Source organism: Streptomyces sp. NPDC102283, from assembly GCF_044766265.1.
Classification (GTDB): Bacteria; Actinomycetota; Actinomycetes; order Streptomycetales; family Streptomycetaceae; genus Streptomyces.
In genome coordinates this window covers 525,667-548,056 of sequence record NZ_JBIWLQ010000003.1, presented here as the reverse complement: position 1 = coordinate 548,056, position 22,390 = coordinate 525,667, and the positions used below count along the sequence as shown (strand labels likewise).

Here is a 22,390-nt window from a genome sequence, read left to right as displayed (position 1 = left end):
TGCGGCGCGTCACCGGAAACCATGGGTCCGACTGTAATGCGGACCGGGTGGTGGGGGGGGGGGGGGGGGGGGGGGGGCCCCCCCCCCCCCCCCCCCCCCCCCCCGTCGGGGAATTCCTAGCGGAGGAAGGGGTCCACGGCGACCGCGAGGAAGAGGAGCGAGACGTAGGTGATGGACCAGTGGAAGAGCCGCATCTCCTTGAGCTTGGCCCCGGTCACCCCCGCCTTGGCCCGGTTCTGCAGACCGTGGGCCTCCCAGAGCCAGGCGCCGCCGGACAGCAGCGCCACCGCGGTGTAGAACCAGCCGGTGTAGCCCAGCGGGGTGAGCAGCAGCGAGACCGCGACCATCACCCAGCTGTAGAGGACGATCTGCCTGGCGACCACCCGGTTGGAGGCGACCACCGGGAGCATCGGGACGCCGACCCGGGCGTAGTCGTCCTTGACCTTCATCGACAGCGGCCAGTAGTGCGGCGGCGTCCAGAAGAAGATGACGGCGAAGAGGATGACGGCGGCCCAGGAGAGTTCGTTCGTCACGGCCGACCAGCCGATGAGGACCGGCATGCAGCCCGCGATGCCGCCCCAGACGATGTTCTGGGAGGTGCGGCGCTTCAGCAGCATCGTGTAGACGACGACGTAGAAGAGCAGCGCGCCGAGCGCGAGAGCGGCCGAGAGCCAGTTGACGAGCAGTCCGAACCAGAGCGTGGAGACCACCGCGAGGGCGATGCCGAAGGCGAGGCATTCGCGGGGGCTGACCATGCCGGTGACCAGCGGGCGCTGGGACGTGCGGTCCATCAGCGCGTCGATGTCCCGGTCGATGTACATGTTCAGCGCGTTGGCGCCACCGGCGGAGAGGAATCCCCCGATGGTGGTAGTGAGAACGAGCCACAGGTCGGGTACACCCTGGGCAGCGAGGAACATCACCGGAACGGTGGTGATGAGCAACAGCTCGATGATCCGTGGCTTGGTAAGAGCCACGAAAGCCTTGACGCGGGCCCCGAACGGGCGATGGCCCCTCGGGCTGGGAGTCAAGGCGACCCCTGCGGGTCGGGACTCGACGGCCGTCACGCACACCCCTGACAGAGAAATCCCAGCAAGCTCCGGGCGAGAGGGCCCGGTGAAGACTTGCGCGAACCCGTTCACTCTAGACGCTGCGGATACGCCGCCCTTCGCGGGGGTGGGGTCGTGTTGGGGGTGACTGTTCCCCGGATGTGCATTCCGTCGGGAGGCGAACTCCACGGGTCGCCCACACCCTGGAAAGTACTCGGAAAGTGTGCCTGTCAACGGGGGTAGGCTCGACAGCGCCCGGTGCGGTCACCGTCACCGGTTTACGACAGTGGAGAGGAGCCCTGACTCAGGGTGAGCATCAAGCCGACCACCACAGACCTCCAGTGGACCGATTTGGACCAGCGGGCCGTGGACACCGCCCGCGTTCTCGCCGCGGACGCCGTACAGAAAGTCGGAAACGGCCACCCGGGCACGGCGATGAGCCTGGCTCCCGCCGCGTACACCCTCTTCCAGAAGGTGATGCGGCACGACCCCGCGGACGCCGAGTGGACCGGCCGCGACCGGTTCGTCCTCTCCGCCGGCCACTCCAGCCTGACGCTCTACATCCAGCTCTACCTGGCCGGCTACGGCCTGGAGCTGGACGACCTCAAGGCCTTCCGCACCTGGGGCTCCGCGACCCCGGGCCACCCGGAGTACGGCCACACCACCGGTGTCGAGACGACGACCGGGCCGCTGGGCCAGGGTGTCGCCAACGCCGTGGGCATGGCGATGGCCGCCCGCTACGAGCGCGGCCTCTTCGACCCCGAGGCGGCCCCCGGCACCTCCCCGTTCGACCACATGGTGTGGGTCGTCGCGGGTGACGGCTGCCTCCAGGAGGGCATCTCGGCCGAGGCGTCCTCGCTGGCCGGGCACCAGAAGCTGGGCAACCTGGTCCTGCTCTGGGACGACAACCACATCTCCATCGAGGGCGACACGGAGACCGCGGTCTCCGAGGACACCATCAAGCGGTACGAGGCGTACGGCTGGCACGTCCAGCGTGTCGACCAGCTCCCCAGCGGCGACCTGGACCCGGCGGGTCTGTACGCGGCGCTGCGGGCGGCCCAGGCCGAGACCGAGCGCCCCTCGTTCATCGCGGCCCGCTCGATCATCGCCTGGCCCGCCCCGAACGCCCAGAACACCGAGGCCGCGCACGGCTCGGCGCTCGGCGACGACGAGATCGCGGCGACCAAGCGGGTCCTCGGCTTCGACCCGGAGCAGACCTTCGAGGTCTCCGACGCGGTCATCGGCCACACCCGTGAGGCCCTGGACCGCGGCCGCGAGGCCCGCGCCGAGTGGGACAAGTCGTTCGCCGCGTGGCGCACCGCCAACCCGGAGCGCGCCGCCTCCTTCGACCGGATCGCCGCGGGCGAGCTGCCCGAGGGCTGGGAGGAGAAGCTCCCCGTCTTCGAGCCCGGCAAGGGCCTGGCCACCCGCGCGGCCTCCGGCAAGGTGCTCCAGGCGCTCGGCGAGATCGTGCCCGAGCTGTGGGGCGGCTCCGCCGACCTCGCGGGCTCCAACAACACCACGATCGACAAGACGTCGTCGTTCCTCCCGGCGGGCAACCCGCTGCCGGAGGCCGACCCGTACGGCCGGACGATCCACTTCGGCATCCGCGAGCACGCCATGGCCGCTGCCATGAACGGCATCGCGCTGCACGGCAACACCCGCGTCTACGGCGGCACCTTCCTGGTGTTCTCCGACTACATGCGCAACGCGGTGCGGCTCTCCGCCCTGATGCACCTGCCGGTGACGTACGTATGGACGCACGACTCGATCGGCCTCGGTGAGGACGGTCCCACCCACCAGCCGGTCGAGCACCTGGCCGCGCTGCGCGCCATCCCGGGCCTGAACATCGTGCGCCCGGCCGACGCCAACGAGACCGCCATCGCCTGGCGCGAGATCCTGCGCCGCTACACCAAGGTGTTCGGCGAGGGCGCCCCGCACGGTCTGGCGCTGACCCGCCAGGGCGTGCCGACGTACGAGGCGAACGAGAACGCGGCCAAGGGCGGCTACGTCCTGTTCGAGGCCGAAGGGTCCTCCGGGGAGACCGCGGCGCCGCAGGTGCTGCTGATCGCGACCGGTTCCGAGGTCCACGTCGCCGTCGAGGCGCGCGAGCAGCTCCAGGCGGCCGGGGTGCCGACCCGGGTGGTCTCGATGCCCTCGGTCGAGTGGTTCGAGGAGCAGGACCAGGCGTACAAGGACAGCGTGCTGCCGCCGTCGGTGAAGGCGCGCGTCGCCGTCGAGGCGGGCATCGGCCTGACCTGGTACCGGTACGTGGGCGACGCGGGCCGGATCGTCTCGCTGGAGCACTTCGGGGCCTCGGCCGACGCGAAGGTGCTGTTCCGCGAGTTCGGCTTCACGCCGGAGCACGTGGCCGCCGCCGCGCGGGAATCTCTCGCCGCCGCCACGCGCTGACGCCGGTAGATACGACTAGTAGGAGATGCAACTCATGACAGACGCACTCAAGCGCCTCTCCGACGAGGGCGTGGCGATCTGGCTCGACGACCTGTCGCGCAAGCGGATCACGTCCGGCAACCTGGCCGAGCTGATCGACCAGAGCCACGTCGTCGGCGTCACCACCAACCCGTCGATCTTCCAGAAGGCGATCTCGCAGGGCGATGGTTACGACCAGCAGCTCACCGACCTCGCCGCCCGAAAGGTCACCGTCGAGGAAGCCATCCGCATGATCACGACGGCGGACGTCCGCGACGCCGCCGACATCCTGCGCCCGGTCTTCGACGCCACGGACGGCCAGGACGGCCGGGTCTCCATCGAGGTCGACCCGCGCCTGGCCCACAACACCACGGCCACCGCCGCCGAGGCCAAGCAGTTGGCGTGGCTGGTCGACCGGCCGAACACGCTCATCAAGATCCCGGCGACCGAGGCCGGCCTGCCGGCGATCACCGAGACGATCGGCCGGGGCATCAGCGTCAACGTGACGCTGATCTTCTCGCTGGAGCGCTACCGCGCGGTCATGGACGCCTACCTGGCGGGCCTGGAGAAGGCGAAGGCCGCGGGCCTGGACCTCTCCAAGATCCACTCGGTGGCCTCGTTCTTCGTGTCGCGGGTGGACACCGAGATCGACAAGCGGCTGGACGCCATCGGCTCCGACGAGGCGAAGGCGGCCAAGGGCAAGTCCGCGCTGGCCAACGCGCGCCTGGCCTACGAGGCGTACGAGGAGGTCTTCTCCTCCGACCGCTGGGCCCCCCTGGACAAGGCGCAGGCCAACAAGCAGCGTCCGCTGTGGGCCTCGACCGGCGTCAAGGACCCGGCCCTGAAGGACACGCTCTACGTCGACGAGCTGGTGGCGCCGAACACGGTGAACACCATGCCGGAGGCGACGCTGGAGGCGGTGGCCGACCACGGCGAGATCACCGGCAACACCGTCGCCGGCGGCTACGACCGGGCGCGCGCCGACCTCGACGCGATCAAGAAGCTCGGCATCTCGTACGACGACGTCGTGCAGGTGCTGGAGGACGAGGGCGTCGAGAAGTTCGAGGCGTCCTGGAACGACCTGCTCAAGTCGACCGAGGCGGAGCTCTCGCGCCTCGCCCCCTCGGAGGGCTGACCACTTTGTCTGCTGTTCCCGGAGCCAACCCGCTCCGTGACGCACAGGACCGACGGCTTCCGCGTATCGCGGGGCCGTCGGGCCTGGTCATCTTTGGCGTCACGGGTGATTTGTCCCGTAAAAAGCTGATGCCCGCCGTCTACGACCTGGCCAATCGCGGCCTGCTGCCGCCGGGCTTCTCGCTCATCGGCTTCGCGCGCCGCGACTGGGAGGACGAGGACTTCGCCCAGGTCGTCCACGACGCCGTCAAGGAGCACGCCCGTACGCCGTTCCGTGAGGAGGTCTGGCAGCAGCTCATCCAGGGGATGCGCTTCGTCCAGGGCAACTTCGACGACGACCAGGCCTTCGAGACGCTGAAGGCGACCATCCAGGAGCTCGACAAGGCGCAGGGGACGGGCGGCAACTTCGCCTTCTACCTCTCGGTGCCGCCCAAGTTCTTCCCCAAGGTCGTCCAGCAGCTGAAGAAGCACGGCCTGGCCGACCAGAAGGAGGGCTCCTGGCGGCGTGCCGTCATCGAGAAGCCGTTCGGCCACGACCTGGCCAGCGCGCAGGAGCTCAACCAGCTCGTGCACGACGTCTTCCCGCCCAACGAGGTCTTCCGGATCGACCACTACCTGGGCAAGGAGACGGTCCAGAACATCCTGGCGCTGCGGTTCGCCAACACGATGTTCGAGCCGATCTGGAACCGGTCCTACGTCGACCACGTCCAGATCACGATGGCCGAGGACATCGGCATCGGCGGCCGGGCCGGCTACTACGACGGCATCGGCGCCGCCCGTGACGTCATCCAGAACCACCTGCTCCAACTGCTGGCGCTGACCGCGATGGAGGAGCCCGGCTCCTTCCACCCGAAGGCCCTGGTCGCCGAGAAGCTCAAGGTCCTCACCGCCGTCGAGCTGCCCGACGACCTCGGCAAGCACACCGTGCGCGCCCAGTACGAGCACGCGTGGCAGGGCGGCCAGGAGGTCCTCGGCTACTGCGAGGAGGAGGGCATCGACCCCAAGTCGACGACCGACACCTACGCGGCGATCAAGCTGACGATCAACAACCGCCGCTGGGCGGGCGTGCCCTTCTACCTCCGCACCGGAAAGCGGCTCGGCCGCCGGGTCACGGAGATCGCGGTCGTCTTCAAACGCGCGCCCTACCTGCCCTTCGAGTCCGGCGCCACGGAGGAGCTGGGCGGCAACGCCCTGGTCATCCGGGTCCAGCCGGACGAGGGCGTCACCGTGCGCTTCGGCTCCAAGGTGCCCGGCACCTCGATGGAGGTCCGGGACGTCACGATGGACTTCGCGTACGGCGAGTCGTTCACGGAGTCCAGCCCGGAGGCCTACGAGCGACTCCTCCTGGACGTCCTGCTCGGCGACGCCAACCTCTTCCCGCGCCACCAGGAGGTCGAGCTGTCCTGGAACATCCTCGACCCCATCGAGAAATTCTGGGACAAGCACGGCAAGCCCGCGAAGTACCCGGCCGGCACCTGGGGCCCGGCCGAGGCGGACGAGATGCTCGCACGCGACGGACGGAGCTGGAGGCGGCCATGAAGATCGATCTCACGGAAACCACGTCCAGCAAGATCAACCAGGCGCTGGTGGCGGCCCGCCGGGCCATCGGCACACCCGCCATCGGCATGGTGCTCACGCTGGTCATCGTCACCGACGAGGAGAACGCGTACGACGCGCTCAAATCGGCCGGCGACGCCTCCCGCGAGCACCCCTCGCGGATCATCGCGGTGATCAAGCGGGTCAGCCGCTCACCGCGGGCCCGCCGGGACGCCCGGCTCGACGCCGAGGTGCGGGTCGGCTCCGACGCGGGCACCGGCGAGACCGTCGTCCTCCGGCTGCACGGCGAACTGGCCAACCACGCCCAGTCGGTGGTCCTTCCGCTGCTGCTGCCGGACGCGCCGGTCGTGGTGTGGTGGCCCGAGGGCGCGCCCTCCGACCCGGCGAAGGACCCGCTCGGGGCCCTCGCCCAGCGCCGGATCACCGATACCTACTCGGCCGAGCGCCCCATCGAGGCACTGGCCGTACGGGCGGCGACGTACAGCCCGGGCGACACCGACCTGGCGTGGACACGGATCACTCCGTGGCGCTCCATGCTGGCCGCGTCGCTGGACCAGCAGCCCGCCGAGGTGATCGGCGCGACCGTCGAGGGCGAGAGCGACAACCCGAGCTGCGAGCTGCTCGCCATGTGGCTCGCGGACCGGCTCGACGTCCCGGTGGAACGCATGGTCTCCGAGGGCCCCGGCCTCACGGCGGTCCGGATGGAGACGAAGAACGGCGTCATCGTCCTCGACCGCGCCGACGGCACGCTGGCCACGCTCTCCATGCACAACCAGCCGGACCGCGGGGTGGCGCTCAAGCGGCGCGACACCGCCGAACTGCTGGCCGAGGAGCTGCGGCGGCTCGATCCGGACAACACCTACGCGTCCGCGGTGAAGTTCGGCGTCGACCGGCTGCACGCGGGCGGCGAGGTCAAGGCCGCGCCGGTCGGGAACGCCGAGGAGAAGGCGGACAGGACCACCGGGGCCACGGCTCCCGCCGCGAAGAAGGCCCCGGCCAAGAAGGCGGCGTCGAAGTGACGCCTCCCCAGCTGGTCGTGCACCGCGACAAGGAGCTGATGGCGCAGGCCGCGGCGGCCCGGCTGATCACGAGGATCGTGGACGCCCAGGCCTCCCGGGGTCACGCCTCGGTGGTGCTGACCGGCGGGCGCAACGGCAACGGCCTGCTGGCCGCGCTCGCCGCCGCGCCGGCCCGGGAGGCGGTCGACTGGGCGCGCCTGGACCTGTGGTGGGGCGACGAGCGCTTCCTGCCCGAGGGCGACCCGGAGCGCAATGTCACCCAGGCCCGCGAGGCGCTGCTCGACGCGGTGCCGCTGGACCCGGCCCGGGTGCACGCGATGCCGGCGTCCGACGGCCCGTACGGCGACGACGCGGACGCGGCGGCGGCCGGCTACGCCGCCGAACTGGCCGCCGCCTCGGGCCCGGAGGACCATGGCGCGGTCCCCACGTTCGACGTGCTGATGCTGGGCGTCGGCCCCGACACCCATGTGGCCTCGCTTTTCCCGGAGCTGCCCGCGGTACGGGAGACCGAGCGCACCGTCGTCGGTGTGCACGGGGCTCCCAAGCCGCCTCCGGTCCGCGTCTCGCTCACGCTGCCGGCGATCCGCGCGGCGCGCGAGGTGTGGCTGCTGGCGGCGGGCGAGGACAAGGCCGAGGCGGCGGCGATCGCACTGTCCGGGGCCGGGGAGATCCAGGCCCCGGCGGCCGGCGCGTACGGGCGGAGCCGCACGCTGTGGCTGCTGGACTCCGCGGCGGCCTCGCGGCTGCCGCGCGCGCTGTATCCGCAGGCCTCCGCCTGACCCTCGAAACCCTCGCAGGCCCGGACCGCTCCTACCGAGCGGTCCGGGCCTGCGGCGTGAAAGGCTCGGGCCCATGGTGCGTATCGGAACCGTGGTGATGGGCGCGTCCGACGTGGAGCGGGCCGCCGCTTTCTGGAAGGCGGCGCTCCGGTACACGGAGCGCGAGCCCGCGACGGACGACTGGGTGGTGCTTGTCCCGGTGGAGGGGCCCGGTGTGGGGCTCTCGCCGGGACGCTCCGTCACTCCCGTCCAGGAGGTGCCCCGGGTCCACCTCGACCTCTACTCCGACACCCAGGAGGCCGAGGTGGAGCGGCTGGTCGGGCTCGGCGCCGAACGGGTCGCCTGGGAGCTGTATCCCCCGGACCCGGACTTCGTGGTGCTCGCCGACCCCAACACATCTGACTACCGGTTCTAAGAGTATCCGCAGTTCAGCCCCAACGACAGAGCCCCGCGCGGCACTTGGCCGAACGGGGCGTTTTGCTGTCTGGTCAGTTGCAGAACGATGACTTCACAGCGGACACGATCTTTGCGGCTTGGTCGTCCGAGAGCTTCGGCACCGTGCCCCCCTCGTACCGGCTCTTGGCGTTGCTCTGGACGGTTACCGCATCCTTGCCGCCCTGTACGTCCATACAGATGCTTCGGGCCCGACCAATGGCCCGGTCTTCCTTGGTCGCCAGGCCGGGATCCACGGCCCGCAGAGCGCGTATCAGCGCTTCCGTCTGCGCAGCGTCGGGCGACGGAATGCCGGACGGTCTGGGCGGTTTCACGCTCAGCTCGGTTGTCGGCTTGCCGGATGTCGTAACGGACGGCTTGGGGTCCGATGCTGCCGTGGTGTCCGTGTCGTCATCGAACAGTGGCAGCACCGCAACCGTCGCGATCACCGCGCACACCACGATGATCCAGTCTCTGTTCTTCTTCCGCCTCATGGCGGACCCTCCCCTGGTCATGCAGCAAGATCACCGGCGTCTATCACAGTAACCCCACATCCCGTACACACAGGAGGCACATAAGAAGCCCCGCCCGACATGTGGTCGAACGGGGGCTCTCTGGACTCTCTGCGGGTCTGCCTAGCGGATGCTGATCTCGTCCTCGGGGGTCGGGCCCGCCCCGAGCTGCACCGCGTGGTCAGGGCACACGTAGAGGGTCGTTCCGGGGCCACTGGTGCTCTGTATCCAGCGGACCGGCACCGGGGCTCGCGTGACGGTCTTGCACTCAATGCAGAGTGCGACGCGTCCGGCGAGGGCGACCGGGAACAGCTCGTCGGCGGTCACGCGGCCACCCGCCCACGGCGCACGAGAGAGCGGAGCGGCATCGTTGGATGGTCGTAGTCCACGCCGATCCGCGCGAATGCAGCGGCGTAGCTCCGCTCTCGCTGCGGGGCTGGCAGTCCGCGCGTGTGCGCGTCATTGAAGATCGCGCGCACTTCCTGGGCGGACGGGGCGGTCCACGGGTGGGACCAGGGCGACACCGGGGCGAGGGTGGGAACCGGCGGTGCAGTGGGAGGTTCGGCGGAGTGCCGACCCTCGGTGGGCAGCAGCAGGCGCAGCAGGGACAACAGTGCTCGGGCGATAAGATCACGCATGTCGTTCAGCTCCTCGGGCTGTTCGGCTAAGCCCCGGCGGACCGATACCAGCGGTCTTCCGGGGCGCTTTCGTGTTCGTTGAATCACGCTAAGCCAGCACGTCTAACACGTCTACCTGTCTAACTCATCTACTGGTCTAAGTCGCCCAGATTTGGCCCGTTGTCTACGCTCTCCCCATGCCTGAACGCCCGAGCGGACCGCACGCGCCGTACATGACGGTCCTTGACGCCCTCGCAGCGGAAATCAAGGCGGGCAAGATCAAACCGGGTGAGAAAATCCCGAGCGAGGCCGATCTGGTCCAGCGCTTTGGGGTCGCCAGGATGACCGCACGCCGCGCCGTGGGGGTACTGCGGGAACGCGGGCTCGTTCGTACCGAGTGGGGCAAGGGCACGTTCGTAATCGCTTCCGAGCTGGCGGGCAGGGAGCAGCACCAAGGCGACTAGGGCTCGCCCTCGTCGCCCTCGGCGGCGTCTTCCTCGGATATGAGGCGCTGCGCTTCACTCCGTGCCCGCTCGGCGAGTGCTTCACGCAGCGGGTCCGTGACGTGGAAGCTGTGGACGTGCGGGTGCCCCTCGAAGAGTCCGCACCACTTCTTGAATCCCTCTTCCATGTTCCGCAGGATGGCGGGGCACATGGTCAAAGTGGCGAACCGGTGATGAATACGGTGGGGGCCGCTCTCGGTCCACAGGAACCACAAGTTTCGGGGTGGCTCTGTTTCAGCGGTCCACAGGTGGGCGGCGTGCTCGGTGTCGTCGCTGTGCTCGCCCAACTCGCATAAGAGGTAGTGCTTATCGGCAAGATGTTCATCCGGGTCGTCGGGACCGCCCGTCATGCCGACCAGAGCAACGAGCGCTTCGCCCACGGGATTTTCGGTTACGGCGGTGCATTGAAGCACTTCGGTACGGTTCTCTTTCGTGTGTGGCGGGACAGTGCAGAGCCCCGCGCATGTGCTTTGAAGGGCAGCACTCGGGCGGGGCTGTGGTATCCGTCCGGCAGAGCGGAAAATTCCACGCTTCTGCCGGACGGAGCTTCTACAGGACGGGCCTAGATGACGAGCAGCGCGCCGACCAGGTCAACGGGTTCGGGGGTACGTTGGTCGTCTTGGTGGCCCTCGGTCAAGCACGCTGGAGAGGTAGCGGGTTGGCCGGCGGTGCCCACTATGAGGCGGACCAGCTCAGGCTCGGGGAGAGGCTGCCTACGGCGCGACTGCCGTGCTTCCCAGGCTGTCACCGCTTTGCCCGCCGTTTGGTCCCCTGCGGGTCTACGCAGTCGATGTGCCGGTAGATCGTGACAGGGGTTGCGGAATCCCGCTTGATCTCCCCGCGTCGGCAGCGCTCAAGGGTCCCGATCGGCTTCATGCAGGCCGGGCACGTCTCACCCGAGGGGGCGAATGTTGTGTACTCCCACTGTCGTGCATCCGTATCTTCCGTGGTCGGGTTCGCCATGGCTACCATCCCATCAAGTCCGCTAGTTTCAAGCGGCGTTGGCCTAGAAAAGCTTGACGGGGCGGCGGGTACCACAGCAGAAAGGCCGCAGTCCTGCCGCACTCTGGCCGCACTGGCTACGCTGACCAGGGCAGACGCATTCCCGAGAGGAGACCGGCCACGATGACCAGCAGGCGGCGGAGGTTCGCGGATCTTCGGAAAGCGCGCGGATTCAGCCAAGAGGGATTCGCGGAAGCGGTCGGCGCTGACCGGTCAACAGTCCAGCGCTGGGAAAGTGGGCAGAACGACCCCCAACCTTGGCAGCGCCCGAAGATCGCAAAGACTCTGTCGATCACAGCGGGCGAACTCGACGCCCTGCTAGTGCCTGACGCCTACGCTCCGCCACAAACTCGTACCGGTTGGCTCGCTGTCGCACCCTCGAATAGTGACGATGAGTTCGACGCGCTTGAATTGGCCAGGCGCGTATCGGCCAGCGACGTGGGAAAGGAAACGCTAGGTCGTCTTGAATTTGCATTCGATGAACTGGCGATGAAATACCCGGTATCCCCGCCGCAAGACTTGCTCGAAAGAGTAAGGAAGCATTCTGCATACGTAACCCATCTGATGGATGCACGCATGACCCTTGCGGAACAACGTCGACTTTATGTTGTCGGGGGATGGTTTCAGCTATTGGGGGCAACTCTTCATATCGACCTGAACCAGGAACACGCTGCGACCGCTCGTTTGCAGACGGCGGCCACTCTTGCGCAGCACGCGGACCATCGAGAAATTGAAGCATGGTGCTACGAGACTGATGCTTGGCGAGTGCTCACGGATGGCGACTACATTCGTGCGCTGGAACTTTCCCAGATTGCACAGGAACTGGCACCCGCGGGAACTTCGGCCACCATTCAGGCAGCAGCCCAAGAGGGGCGAGCGAGAGCGCGACTCGGAGAAAGAGTCGAAACGTACGCTGCCATTGAACGGGTTCAGCGCATGTCTGGTGCACTGGTTGCCCGCAAGGGCACGGAGCACCACTATCAATACGATCCCGGTAAGGCGCTGGCCTATACGGCAACGACGCTGGCGTGGGTTGGAGACCCCGCAGCGGAGGGCTATGCACGGCAGGTAATTGCCCGGCTTGCTCCTGCTGACGATGTGGAGAAATGGCCGCGCCGAGTAGCCTCCGCGAACATCGATTTGGCCCTCGCGCTGCTTGGCGGTGACCGGCTGGACGAAGCGTGCAACGCGGCACAGCGAGCCATACTGTCCGGCCGTATCGTTCCGTCGAATCACTGGCGTGCGCTCGAAGTTGTGAGGGCTGTAGAGCGTAAGCAGCTGCCAGAAGCTGCCGATTTGCGGGAAGCATACCAAGGGCTGAAGTCGCTCCCGACGGGGAGTTAGTCAGGCGCGGGAGCCACGCACATGTGACAACCTCGCCGGAAATGTGCCAGAAAATAAAACCCCCGATGGTCGAACCCCTAAACGGGTTCGACCATCGGGCGCATTCCTTAGTGGAATTCCTGATGACCCTAGCGGTGCACAGAAATGCCCTTATGGGCCACGCGAGTTTTTTGCCTCCCTGCCGCTCAATCTCGGGAGGGACAGGGGGTCACCCCCTGGTCAGAACGGCGGACGCTCGGCCGATTCGCGGCGTGAACGTGCTTCGGCAGCAAATCCGCCCGGTTGATTACGTGCGGTCTCGCGGTTATGGCACGCGACGCACAGCGGACGCAGATGCTTTGCCGCGTCAGGATTCGACTCATTCCGGGCGATCAACTCGCGTCGACTTTGCGGAAAATGGTCTGCAACGTTCGCCAACTGCCCGCAGAGCACGCACCACGGGTTCGCATACAGATACGCGCGCCGGATGCGCTGCCAACGGGTCGTGTAGACAGCCCCACCACGCGACGCACGGTCCGCGTTCGCTTCCCTGGTGTGCTTCGGACAGCGACCACCACGGGGGGTCAGCTCGGAACACCCGGGGACAGAGCAAGGGGGGCGGGGTCTGCGCGGCATGGGGCATCTCCCGAGAGCGTTACTAATTCGCGGTAGTGGGAATTGGCGGAACCGAGAAGTCGCAATTTTAGTCACTTTGAGCCATTGACAAATAGTCCATAATGGCTACAGCGCTCGATCTCTTACCACGGCAGCATTGATCCCAGGCAACATCACGCAACTTCACGTTTTGGCCCTGAACTTCACGGAGTTCACGCCGTAGCTCGTGGCATGGCTAGACGCGACCCGATGGGATTCAGGCATGACAAAGAAGAAGATGACCCGCTCGACGTTGGAAGTGCGCTTCGGCAACGCGCTGCATGTCACCGTGACCGCCCAACGCGTCCCCGGATGGCTGGTAGCAGCCCTCGCCACGGCCACAGGAAGCGGGCTCGCCGCGTGGCTCACGTCGCGGTGAGTCGGACCGCCCAGGGCCCGCAGTGCTCGCTCAGCGTGCGTACGGTGCGGAATTTGACGTACCACCCCGGACGCGGTGTTCTGCCTCCATGCCAAACGACATGAGCACTAGCAGCGCTGCGCCCGCGCCGGACAACAGCGTTGAAGTCCGCTTCGGCGAGGATCATCTAGTTCGTGTGGGGGACGTCTCCGAGCGCGTCAAACTGGAGCTTGTCCGAGGGGCAACAGCTCTCGGCCTAGGCGTACTGGTCGTCGTGGCGTACTGGATCAGGCGAGACACACAGCGATCAGAGGAAGCGGCCCCGGTGTCGTAAGGCACCTTCACGAAGTGCGGGACACGCCACCGGGGAAGTCCTCGCCCGTCTTCACCTGGTGGCAGTCCCAACACAGTGGTTGAACGTTCGTGTCTGTGTCCTCGCCCCCGAGTGCGAGCGGCTGCACATGGTCCACGTCCACCACGCCCGCGAGGACGAGCGAACCGCACCGGGCACAGCGAGCACCACCACGGGCACCGACCAGGGCACGGAGACGAGCGGCCCCCGAGAACACCCGGACCAGCACCGCACGGCGAGCACGCCGAGCACGGACCGAAGCCCGCTTGCCGTAGCCCTGGTGGTGTTCCTCGCACCGTCCGCGGAGCGTCGCCGGCTCGGTGCAGTCGATACAGCGCACGTCGCCCCCTCGGTGTCAGTGCCGTGTTCTACGTTGAGCGGATGACCTCATCTGACAACGCCCCGGAGTCTCCGCCGGGCTACCGTCGCTTTGCTGGCCACTGCCTTGTATGCGGGCTCAACCTCCAGTGGGAGGCATACAGCCGGTCTCGACTGGTTGACAGCGAGGGCAGCACGTACTGCGAGCCACGCCAGGGGCCGCACACCGTCAACTAGTGCCCACACCCGGAGTCGAACCGGGAACTCTGCGGGTTCGTTCCGGATCTCCCCGAGGGGGCCGGTACCGCGCACCTCTACCAGTTGGGTCATGCGGGCTGGTGGTCGTCCTCGCCGGCGCGGCCGGTCCGGACACCGTGGGGAGATCACACGAGCTTGCAACCCCGTTCGGCACCCCCGGTCAAGGGGTGGTTACTAGTGGGCGGTGTGATCTCCCCGCGCTCTGCCTCACGACCACCGCGGCCACCCCTCGGGGTGCGTGCTGCACGGGCAGAGCTGTTCGTGAGAGTCGGGCACTCAGACCGCCGTTTCCGGGCTGGTGGGGTGCGCGGTAATCCCGCTCTCACTGTGTTGTGGGGACCAGCAGATTCCCGGCCCCCGCCGTGCGGGGTGCTTGGGGCTCGTTCGGTCCCTCACTGTGGTGTGGGGTCCAGCAGATTCCCGGGGGCCGACCATGGCGGGATGACGGTTGGACGTGCTGTTTGGTTTTCTCTCTATTTTTTAGACGTAATCAAAAGAACCCCTCTAACCGTCATATCGCCATGGCTCCGCCCGCTGGTCCCGCTGTCGCTCGGCGAGCCCTGTACGCCCGTCTGCGGGCATGGAAAAGCCCCGGCGGTCCGCGAGGACTACCGGGGCGGGCGGGCTGGTCGTACTCCATCCCAGGACGAGCCTGTAAGGCACCAGCCCTACCCCGCACACTCCATTTCGGTGCGGGGCAGACCGAGCCTATCGGGGTGCTACGCGGCCACCAGTTCGCGGACGGGCTCGGTAACCGGGGCGGACTTGGGGGCGGACTCGGAGACGAGCCGGGCGACACTGCCCGGTGCCGGGGGTGCATCGTTGCGGGATTCTGCTTCCTGGTCCCCGGCGGTGTCGGTAGCGGCTTCCGCTGCGGGGTTCAGCTCACCGCGCATGGTGAAGTCCACGCGCCGTACGTCGAGCTTGCGCCACCCGCCACGGACACCGCGCCGCACGTCAAGCCGGACCCCCGCTTCAATGAGCATGGCTCGCCGGCCCGCGGTGTCTGCGGCTGCCCACTCGTCGGCGAAGGTGCGGCCGGTCGGTGTGACGATGCGTTGCGGCTCGACCTTTTCGGCTGCTTCCAGCGTGGCTATGCGGTTGTCGAGCGCGTCCGCCCGTTCCTGCCATGCAGCGGCAGCGTGCCGGGACTTCTGCCGCCCCTGCTGTGCCTGGTGTTCGTTGAACTCAGCGAGTGTGGCGAGTAGTTCGGGCTCGGGGTCGTACCCGGGAATCTCGACTACGTGTGTCGTCTGGACCGGACCGACCACCCGCAGGAACTCGGCGGTCACGTACTCCTCAACCCAGTCCGCGCGGACATGCGCGGCTGCTTCGCACTTGATGCCACGGCCGTGAGCGTTGCATTTGTAGATCGGGGTCTGGTTCGTGGTCGCGGACATCTTGTCGCGGTACATCCGCCCCTCGCACGAGTCGCAGTGGATGACCCGCAGTAGAAGCGCGTCCGTGTCCGTGCGTTCCTTGTTGTCGATGCTGCGGGAGTCGAGAACCGCGCCGATGCGGTCGAACTCCTCGCGGGTCATGATCGGCTCGGCCGTGGCCATGACCGGGTTGCCTTCGGCGTCGCGCACGGGCTTGCCCTGGTGCATCTTCCAGCCGAGCAGCGTTTCGTTGCGCAGCATCCGCGTGATGACAGCGGGGGTCCACTTGAACACGTCGCGGACGACGTGCGACCCCTTGGCCCCGCCGGTCTTCCCGCCCTTTGCGCGCTTCATCTTCACGGCCCAGTGATCTCGTGGGCTCGGGACGGTGTCCGCGTTGAGCCCTGCGGCGATTGCCGAAACGGTCGTCCCTTCCAACAGCTCACGGACGATCCGCTCAATGACCTTTACCGCGTCGGGGTCCGGTACGAGCGTCCACCCGACACCGCCGAACTCTGCGGCCATGGGGGCGGGCATGTAGCCGTACGGCGGACGACCACCACCACGCCACCGAAGCGGCATCCGGCGGATGGCTGCCATGGCACCGGTTACCCGGTCGCTGATGCTCTGCGATTCGACCTGTGCCGCAAAGGCAAAGAAGGTCATCATCAGCTCAGAGACCGGGTCCATGGGGTTCCGGAAGTCAAAGACGAGCTTGCCCCCGCCGATTCCCTCGGCGAACACGAGCATCTTCCGGTGAGCCTTCGCCCACTTCGCAAGGTCGTGCATGTCGCTCATGGACCGGATGGCACGGTCAAAGCGCCACCAGACAAGCGCGTCGTAGTCGTCCGGGCGGGCAAGCCATGAGCCGAGCGCGGGACGGTCGAACGGAGCAACCTTGCTCGCGGACACGTCAAGGTCCACGGCTTCGCGGAGCGCGTCACCCTCGCCAAAGCTGATGTTGAGTTCTGCGGCTATCGCGTCGTCTGCGTCGCGCTGCCGCTCGGGGCTGGTGGTCTCGTCAGTAAGGACGGAGAGCCGGACACACCGCACACCCCGAAGGGTCTCGGTCTGGAACACCGACCCGGCCAAGGGGTTGCGGGTAGTCGTCATATCCCCTGTGGGGACCAGCACGTTCCCGCTCGTCTCGCCCTTGACCAGGACCGATGCACCCATGACAACACCCCAGAACTACTAGTTCCGTGTGTTGGGAGACCCCGAGGGCAACCGCTTCTGCGTCATCGACACGACGCACGGCGACTGAGGGGCCCGGGCTTCAGGTCTTCAGGGTGTCGGGGCGCCCGGTGCGCTCCAGGAAGGGCTCCAGGAGACCCGGCACCGCCTCGGCGGCGAAGGCGAGTCCCTCGGCCGCGTCGGCGTCGTACACCGTGTAGGCGCCCCCGCCCGCGGCGGTGGTGGCCGTGATGCTCACCAGCCCGGCCCGCCGCTGGAAGACCGACTGCTTGACCGTCCAGCCGATCACCCCGGCCCGCTCCAGGGCGGCGGTGGAACGGCGGACCGTGCCGGAGCGGGTGACCAGGTGGCGTCCGGAGAGCGCGTGCCCGAGCCCCCGGTACGCGTCCAGGGCGAGCACGACCGCCACGGGGACGGACACCACCGCGCAGCCGAGCGCGATCCACAGCAGGACAGGGGTGAGCAGCGCCCCGAGGACGCTCAGGACCAGGACCGGGCCGAGGACAGCGGCGAGCGACCAGCGCAGTCGGCGCCCCCGGGCGGCGCGCGGGTGGCGGACGAGTGCGGCGCCGGTCGGGGCGACCGCCTCGCGCAGCACGTCGGCGGCGACGGCGTCGGCCCGGAGCCGGGGCGCGGCCGGGAGCAGCGTGTTGTGGTCGGCGTTCTTGGCCTCGGTGTCCTTGGCCAGGCCGGTGGTGATGGCGTCCAGCCGGGCCGCCCCGAGCAGCCGTACACCGAGTGGCTCGACCAGGTCGACACCGCGCAGCCGGGCCTCCTCCACGGAGATGGACCGGGAGGTGAACAGCCCGCGCCGCACCCGCAGTGTGCCGCCCGGCTCGCGCTCCAGCCGGTAGTTCCACCACATCTCGATCCAGAGGCCGAGCGCCCCGACGACGCCCGCGACCAGGGCGGCGAGCACCAGGACGACGATCATCCAGAGCAGCGGTGTGTCCCGGAAGAGGCCGCCGATCCACTCGATGACATCGCTCTGTACCCCGGCCCAGTCGCTGACCTGCATCACGGCTCCGGCGGCGGCGCCGCCGAGCATGGGGGCGACGAAGGAGACCGGTGCGTAGCGGATCCAGCGGGGGTCCAGGACGGCCAGTTCGCCCTCGCGGTGCTCGCCGGGCGGTGCGATGGCGGCGCGCTCCAGCAGGAGGCGGCGCAGCCGTTCGCCTTCGGCCCGGGTGACCGGGTCCAGTTCGAGGGTGGAGTCGTGGCCCTGTTCGCCGGTGCCGATCCTGACGGTGACCAGGCCGAGGAGGCGCAGCATCGGGTTGGCGGTGAGGTCGACGGTGCGGATGCGGCCGCGGGCCAGGGAGCGGCGCTTGACGAGGAGGAGGCCGGTGTGGAGGTCGACGCGCTCCTCGCCGATCCGGTAGCGCGTGCGGTGCCAGCGGACGCGGTCGGCGCCCGCCGCGGCCCCGATGACCACGACGGCTCCGGCGAGCACCTGGAGCACGGCGGCTTGCGGGCTGAACCATCGGGTGAGCCCGAGCGTGACGGGGACGGCCGCGCCCGCGACGACCCCCGCCACGACGAGGGCGGTGACCAGGACCGTACGGGGGTCGAGGCGGCGCCAGTCGGCGGGCGGGGCGGCGGTGCTCATGTGGCGTCGCCGGGGGTGTCGCGGGTGATCCGGGTGAGCTGCTGGGCGAGGTCGGCGGCGACCTCGTGGTCCAGGCCCGCGATCCGTACCGCGCCCTTGGCGGAGGCGGTGGTGACCGTGACGGTGGCGAGCCGGAAGAGCTGCTCCAGCGGGCCCCGTACCGTGTCGACGGTCTGGATGCGGGACATCGGGGCGATCCGCCACTCCTGCCAGAAGAACCCGGTGCGGACGTACACCGCGTCCTCGGTGACCTCCCAGCGGTGCGTACGGAACCACCACAGGGGGAAGAGGACGGCGGCCGCCGTGCCCGCCCCGGCCAGGACCGCGGCGGGCAGCAGCAGCCAGAAGCGAGCGGGCTCGATCAGCACGCCCAGCACCACGAGCGGCACGACGGGCACGACCGCCAGCAGCAGCCACTGGACCCGCCACCAGCCGACGGCGCGCTCGTTCACCGTGTTGCGCGGCGGCCGCAGCACTACCGCCGTCCCCTCCCCCCGGGTCATCGGCTCAGCGCCCGCGCAGCGTGCGGTAGGCGTCGACCAGGGCGGCGGTGGAGCTGTCCAGCTCCCCGGCGTCCGGGCCCCCGTCACCGGTCAGCAGCGGTTCGATCTGCTTGGCGAGGACCTTGCCGAGCTCGACGCCCCACTGGTCGAAGGAGTCGATGTTCCAGATCGCGCCCTGGACGAAGACCTTGTGCTCGTACAGCGCGATGAGCTGGCCGAGGACCGAGGGGGTCAGCTTGTCGGCGAGGATCGTCGTCGTGGGGTGGTTGCCCCGGAACGTCTTGTGCGGGACCAGCGCCTCGGGCACCCCTTCCGCCCGGACCTCTTCGGGCGTCCTGCCGAAGGCGAGGGCCTGGGTCTGGGCGAAGAAGTTGGCCATCAGCAGGTCGTGCTGGGCGATCAGACCGGGCAGCAGATCGTGGACCGGGGCGGCGAAGCCGATGAAGTCCGCCGGGATCAGCTTGGTGCCCTGGTGGATCAACTGGTAGTACGCGTGCTGCCCGTTGGTGCCGGGCGTGCCCCAGACGACCGGTCCGGTCTGCCAGTCGACGGGGTCGCCGTCGCGATCGACGGACTTGCCGTTGGACTCCATGTCGAGCTGCTGGAGGTACGCGGTGAACTTGGACAGGTAGTGGCTGTACGGCAGCACCGCGTGCGACTGGGCGTCGAAGAAGTTGCCGTACCAGACGCCGAGGAGGCCGAGGAGGAGCGGTGCGTTCTCCTCTGCGGGGGCGGTGCGGAAGTGCTCGTCGACGAGGTGGAAGCCGTCGAGCATCTCGCGGAAGCGGTCCGGTCCGATGGCGACCATCAGCGAGAGGCCGATCGCCGAGTCGAAGGAATAGCGGCCGCCGACCCAGTCCCAGAACTCGAACATGTTGGCCGTGTCGATGCCGAAGTCCTCGACCTTCTCGGCGTTGGTCGACAGTGCCACGAAGTGCTGGGCGACGGCGTCCTGACCGGCCTTCAGCTCGGTCAGCAGCCAGTCCCGGGCGGAGGTGGCGTTGGTGATGGTCTCGATCGTCGTGAACGTCTTCGAGGCGATGACGAACAGCGTCTCGGCCGGGTCGAGGTCACGGACGGCCTCGTGCAGGTCGGCGCCGTCGACGTTGGAGACGAAGCGGAGGGTGAGCGCGCGGTCGGTGAACGAGCGCAGCACCTCGTACGCCATGGCGGGGCCGAGGTCGGAGCCGCCGATGCCGATGTTGACGATGTTCTTGACGGGCTTGCCGGTGTGGCCGGTCCACTGCCCCGACCGGACCTTCTCGGCGAAGCCGGCCATCTTGTCCAGGACGGCGTGCACGCCGGGTACGACGTTCTCCCCGTCGACCTCGATGACCGCGTCGCGCGGGGCACGGAGCGCGGTGTGCAGGACCGCCCGGTCCTCGGTGGTGTTGATCTTCTCGCCGCGGAACATCGCGTCCCGCAGCTCCGCGACCCCGGTGGCGGCGGCGAGCTCGCGCAGCAGGCGCAGTGTCTCGTCGGTCGCCAGGTGCTTGGAGTAGTCGAGGTGGAGGTCGCCGACCCGGAGGGTGTAGGCGGTGCCGCGCTCCGGCTGCCGCGCGAACAGCTCGCGCAGCTGGGGTGCGCCGAGCTCCTCACGGTGCTTGGCGAGAGCCGTCCACTCGGGCGTCTGGTTGAGCTTGGTTCGGCTTGCTGCGTTCATCCCGGATATCAGCCCACTTCTTCTCGTCACTCAGCATCCCCGCTGCCCCTCCAACCTAATTGATCGAGGAGGCCGACGGCGTGGAGAGGGGCGGTGGCGCGGGAACGCGATACGGCCGGACACCCGTGGGGTGTCCGGCCGGTGAACGACTGGGTGGTCCGTGGAGCGGTGAGGTCAGATCTCGCCGCGGAGTTTGGCCAGCGCCTCGGCGAGAATCGCCTCGCCGTCCTCGTCGCTCCGCCGCTCGCGTACGTACGCGAGATGCGTCTTGTACGGCTCGGTGCGGGGCGGGGCGGGCGGGCTGTCCTTGTCCTGGCCGGCCGGGAAGCCGCAGCGCGGGCAGTCCCAGGTGTCCGGCACCTGTGCGTCATGGGCGAAGCTCGGCTGCGTCTCGTGCCCGTTCGAGCACCAGAAGGAGATGCGGGCGCGCGGCGCGGACTCGCCCCGCTCGGCCTCCCCCATCGGCCCCGCTCCGACCCGGCTTCCCCGGATCGCGTTGCCACTTGCCACGGTCGTAACTCCCTGCGTGAGTCGAGCGATGCCCCAGTCTACGTAAGGCCCAACGCGCGTCCAGTGGAAGGAGTTACACCGTCACCGGTATGCGCGGACGACGGGTCAGCTGTCCAGCTTGACGAGCAGACCGAGCACCACGACGCACGCGAACCAGGCCAGACCGACCACGACGGTGATCCGGTCGAGGTTGCGCTCGGCGACCGAGGAGCCGCCGACGGAGGACTGCATTCCGCCACCGAACATGTCGGAGAGGCCGCCGCCCTTGCCCTTGTGCATGAGCACCAGCAGCATCAGCAGCAGGCTGAAGACGATCAGAGCGATCTGGAACGCCAAAACCACGGCTGGTCCCTACTTTCCGGAATTCTTGACTACTGCGTGTACGTACACCGGGGGCCGAAGGGCGCTAGCCCCTCCGGCCCCCGCAAGGGTACGACGGATCCGCGCTACCGCATACTCACTGGTCGCGGAAGCGGACGATCTTGACGAACTCGTCGGCGTCCAGCGCGGCGCCGCCGATGAGGGCGCCGTCCACGTCGGGCTGCGCCATGATGGCCGCGACATTGCCGGACTTCACCGAGCCGCCGTACTGGATACGGACGGCGTCGGCCAGCTCCTGGGAGTACAGCTCGGCCAGCCGGCCACGGATCGCGCCGCAGACCTCCTGGGCGTCCTCGGGGGTGGCGACCTCGCCGGTCCCGATGGCCCAGACCGGCTCGTAGGCGATCACGATCGTCTCGGCCTGCTCGGCCGGGATGTCCTTCAGGGCACCGTCGAGCTGCGCGAGCGTGTAGGAGACCTGGTCACCGGCCTTGCGGATGTCCAGGCCCTCGCCGACGCAGAGGATCGGGGTCAGGCCGTGCTTGTAGGCGGCCTTCACCTTGGCGTTGCAGATCTCGTCACTCTCGCCGTGGTACTGGCGGCGCTCGCTGTGGCCGACGGCCACGTACGTGCAGCGCAGCTTGGCGAGCATGGGGCCGGAGATCTCACCGGTGTACGCGCCGGAGTCGTGCGCCGAGATGTCCTGGGCGCCGTACTTGATCTTCAGCTTGTCGCCGTCGACCAGGGTCTGCACGGAGCGCAGGTCGGTGAAGGGCGGCAGGACCGCGACCTCGACGTCCTCGTAGTCCTTGTCGGCCAGGGCGAAGGAGAGCTTCTGGACGTGGGCGATGGCCTCGAGGTGGTTGAGGTTCATCTTCCAGTTGCCCGCCATCAGCGGGGTGCGGGTGGTCATGAAA

General features: G+C 68.4%; 22 protein-coding genes and 1 tRNA gene. 9 read left to right on the top strand and 14 right to left on the bottom strand.

Going from position 1 to position 22,390, the window contains the following annotated elements; translation table 11 throughout:
• Window positions 1–116: 116 nt before the first annotated feature.
• On the bottom strand, window positions 117–1,070 hold the full coding sequence (locus ACIRJT_RS09255) for a heme o synthase (protein ID WP_403906542.1): 954 nt from the start codon (window positions 1,068–1,070) through the stop codon (window positions 117–119).
• A 285-nt stretch (window positions 1,071–1,355) separates the two neighbouring features.
• Between ACIRJT_RS09255 and tkt the strand changes: the two genes are divergently transcribed.
• The 6 genes from tkt to ACIRJT_RS09225 all read left to right on the top strand — a co-directional run bounded on the left by tkt (window position 1,356) and on the right by ACIRJT_RS09225 (window position 8,380).
• The gene (tkt, locus tag ACIRJT_RS09250; protein ID WP_403906540.1) at window positions 1,356–3,458 is read left to right on the top strand and encodes a transketolase; all 2,103 of its coding nucleotides are present in this window, start codon (window positions 1,356–1,358) and stop codon (window positions 3,456–3,458) included.
• Window positions 3,459–3,492: 34 nt separating this feature from the next.
• Window positions 3,493–4,611 (top strand): transaldolase, encoded by a 1,119-nt coding sequence (gene tal, locus ACIRJT_RS09245; RefSeq protein ID WP_403906537.1) that lies wholly within the window; start codon window positions 3,493–3,495, stop codon window positions 4,609–4,611.
• A gap of 5 nt (window positions 4,612–4,616) precedes the next feature.
• Window positions 4,617–6,149, top strand: a complete 1,533-nt coding sequence (gene zwf, locus ACIRJT_RS09240; RefSeq protein WP_403906534.1) for a glucose-6-phosphate dehydrogenase — start codon at window positions 4,617–4,619, stop codon at window positions 6,147–6,149.
• On the top strand, window positions 6,146–7,186 hold the full coding sequence (gene opcA / locus ACIRJT_RS09235) for a glucose-6-phosphate dehydrogenase assembly protein OpcA (RefSeq protein ID WP_403906531.1): 1,041 nt from the start codon (window positions 6,146–6,148) through the stop codon (window positions 7,184–7,186). Before zwf ends, opcA begins: the two co-directional genes overlap by 4 nt.
• A complete protein-coding gene (gene pgl / locus ACIRJT_RS09230) occupies window positions 7,183–7,965 on the top strand; it encodes a 6-phosphogluconolactonase (protein WP_403906528.1) in 783 nt (260 codons plus the stop codon). Before opcA ends, pgl begins: the two co-directional genes overlap by 4 nt.
• Window positions 7,966–8,038: 73 nt before the next feature.
• Complete coding sequence (locus tag ACIRJT_RS09225) at window positions 8,039–8,380, top strand: VOC family protein (protein WP_403906525.1); 342 nt, start codon at window positions 8,039–8,041, stop codon at window positions 8,378–8,380.
• 73 nt (window positions 8,381–8,453) lie between these two features.
• Here the strand turns inward: ACIRJT_RS09225 and ACIRJT_RS09220 are convergent, their stop codons facing one another.
• The 3 genes from ACIRJT_RS09220 to ACIRJT_RS09210 form a co-directional block, all read right to left on the bottom strand.
• Window positions 8,454–8,891: a DUF732 domain-containing protein gene (locus ACIRJT_RS09220; protein ID WP_403906522.1), complete on the bottom strand. Its 438-nt coding sequence runs from the start codon at window positions 8,889–8,891 to the stop codon at window positions 8,454–8,456.
• Between the two features lie 141 nt (window positions 8,892–9,032).
• Window positions 9,033–9,236: a hypothetical protein gene (locus tag ACIRJT_RS09215; RefSeq protein WP_403906519.1), complete on the bottom strand. Its 204-nt coding sequence runs from the start codon at window positions 9,234–9,236 to the stop codon at window positions 9,033–9,035.
• Window positions 9,233–9,547, bottom strand: a complete 315-nt coding sequence (locus tag ACIRJT_RS09210; protein ID WP_403906517.1) for a hypothetical protein — start codon at window positions 9,545–9,547, stop codon at window positions 9,233–9,235. The genes ACIRJT_RS09215 and ACIRJT_RS09210 overlap by 4 nt, the downstream gene beginning before the upstream one ends.
• Before the next feature lie 176 nt (window positions 9,548–9,723).
• Here ACIRJT_RS09210 and ACIRJT_RS09205 point away from each other — a divergent pair, with 176 nt between their 5' ends.
• Window positions 9,724–9,990 (top strand): GntR family transcriptional regulator, encoded by a 267-nt coding sequence (locus ACIRJT_RS09205; protein ID WP_403906514.1) that lies wholly within the window; start codon window positions 9,724–9,726, stop codon window positions 9,988–9,990.
• On the opposite strand, the gene ACIRJT_RS09200 is transcribed toward ACIRJT_RS09205, so the two are convergent.
• A complete protein-coding gene (locus ACIRJT_RS09200) occupies window positions 9,987–10,409 on the bottom strand; it encodes a hypothetical protein (RefSeq protein ID WP_403906511.1) in 423 nt (140 codons plus the stop codon). The genes ACIRJT_RS09205 and ACIRJT_RS09200 overlap by 4 nt on opposite strands.
• A 745-nt stretch (window positions 10,410–11,154) precedes the next feature.
• Between ACIRJT_RS09200 and ACIRJT_RS09195 the strand changes: the two genes are divergently transcribed.
• The gene (locus tag ACIRJT_RS09195) at window positions 11,155–12,375 is read left to right on the top strand and encodes a helix-turn-helix domain-containing protein (RefSeq protein ID WP_403906509.1); all 1,221 of its coding nucleotides are present in this window, start codon (window positions 11,155–11,157) and stop codon (window positions 12,373–12,375) included.
• Window positions 12,376–13,231: 856 nt separating this feature from the next.
• Complete coding sequence (locus ACIRJT_RS09190; RefSeq protein ID WP_359686638.1) at window positions 13,232–13,387, top strand: hypothetical protein; 156 nt, start codon at window positions 13,232–13,234, stop codon at window positions 13,385–13,387.
• A gap of 320 nt (window positions 13,388–13,707) precedes the next feature.
• On the opposite strand, the gene ACIRJT_RS09185 is transcribed toward ACIRJT_RS09190, so the two are convergent.
• The 9 genes from ACIRJT_RS09185 to tpiA all read right to left on the bottom strand — a co-directional run bounded on the left by ACIRJT_RS09185 (window position 13,708) and on the right by tpiA (window position 22,386).
• A complete protein-coding gene (locus ACIRJT_RS09185) occupies window positions 13,708–13,935 on the bottom strand; it encodes an HNH endonuclease (protein WP_403906587.1) in 228 nt (75 codons plus the stop codon).
• Window positions 13,936–14,273: 338 nt separating this feature from the next.
• Window positions 14,274–14,372, bottom strand: a tRNA-OTHER gene (locus ACIRJT_RS09180).
• Between the two features lie 641 nt (window positions 14,373–15,013).
• On the bottom strand, window positions 15,014–16,786 hold the full coding sequence (locus ACIRJT_RS09175) for a recombinase family protein (protein ID WP_403906585.1): 1,773 nt from the start codon (window positions 16,784–16,786) through the stop codon (window positions 15,014–15,016).
• 163 nt (window positions 16,787–16,949) lie between these two features.
• The gene (locus tag ACIRJT_RS09170) at window positions 16,950–18,476 is read right to left on the bottom strand and encodes a PH domain-containing protein (protein ID WP_403906506.1); all 1,527 of its coding nucleotides are present in this window, start codon (window positions 18,474–18,476) and stop codon (window positions 16,950–16,952) included.
• A complete protein-coding gene (locus ACIRJT_RS09165; RefSeq protein ID WP_403906504.1) occupies window positions 18,473–18,979 on the bottom strand; it encodes a PH domain-containing protein in 507 nt (168 codons plus the stop codon). The genes ACIRJT_RS09170 and ACIRJT_RS09165 overlap by 4 nt, the downstream gene beginning before the upstream one ends.
• Window positions 18,980–18,983: 4 nt before the next feature.
• A complete protein-coding gene (gene pgi, locus ACIRJT_RS09160) occupies window positions 18,984–20,642 on the bottom strand; it encodes a glucose-6-phosphate isomerase (protein ID WP_403906502.1) in 1,659 nt (552 codons plus the stop codon).
• A gap of 174 nt (window positions 20,643–20,816) precedes the next feature.
• Entirely contained in the window at window positions 20,817–21,152 is a 336-nt protein-coding gene (locus ACIRJT_RS09155; protein WP_381756415.1) for an RNA polymerase-binding protein RbpA, read from the bottom strand.
• A gap of 105 nt (window positions 21,153–21,257) precedes the next feature.
• Window positions 21,258–21,494: a preprotein translocase subunit SecG gene (gene secG / locus ACIRJT_RS09150; RefSeq protein WP_003969872.1), complete on the bottom strand. Its 237-nt coding sequence runs from the start codon at window positions 21,492–21,494 to the stop codon at window positions 21,258–21,260.
• A gap of 115 nt (window positions 21,495–21,609) precedes the next feature.
• Complete coding sequence (gene tpiA / locus ACIRJT_RS09145; protein ID WP_228926971.1) at window positions 21,610–22,386, bottom strand: triose-phosphate isomerase; 777 nt, start codon at window positions 22,384–22,386, stop codon at window positions 21,610–21,612.
• Window positions 22,387–22,390: the final 4 nt, after the last annotated feature.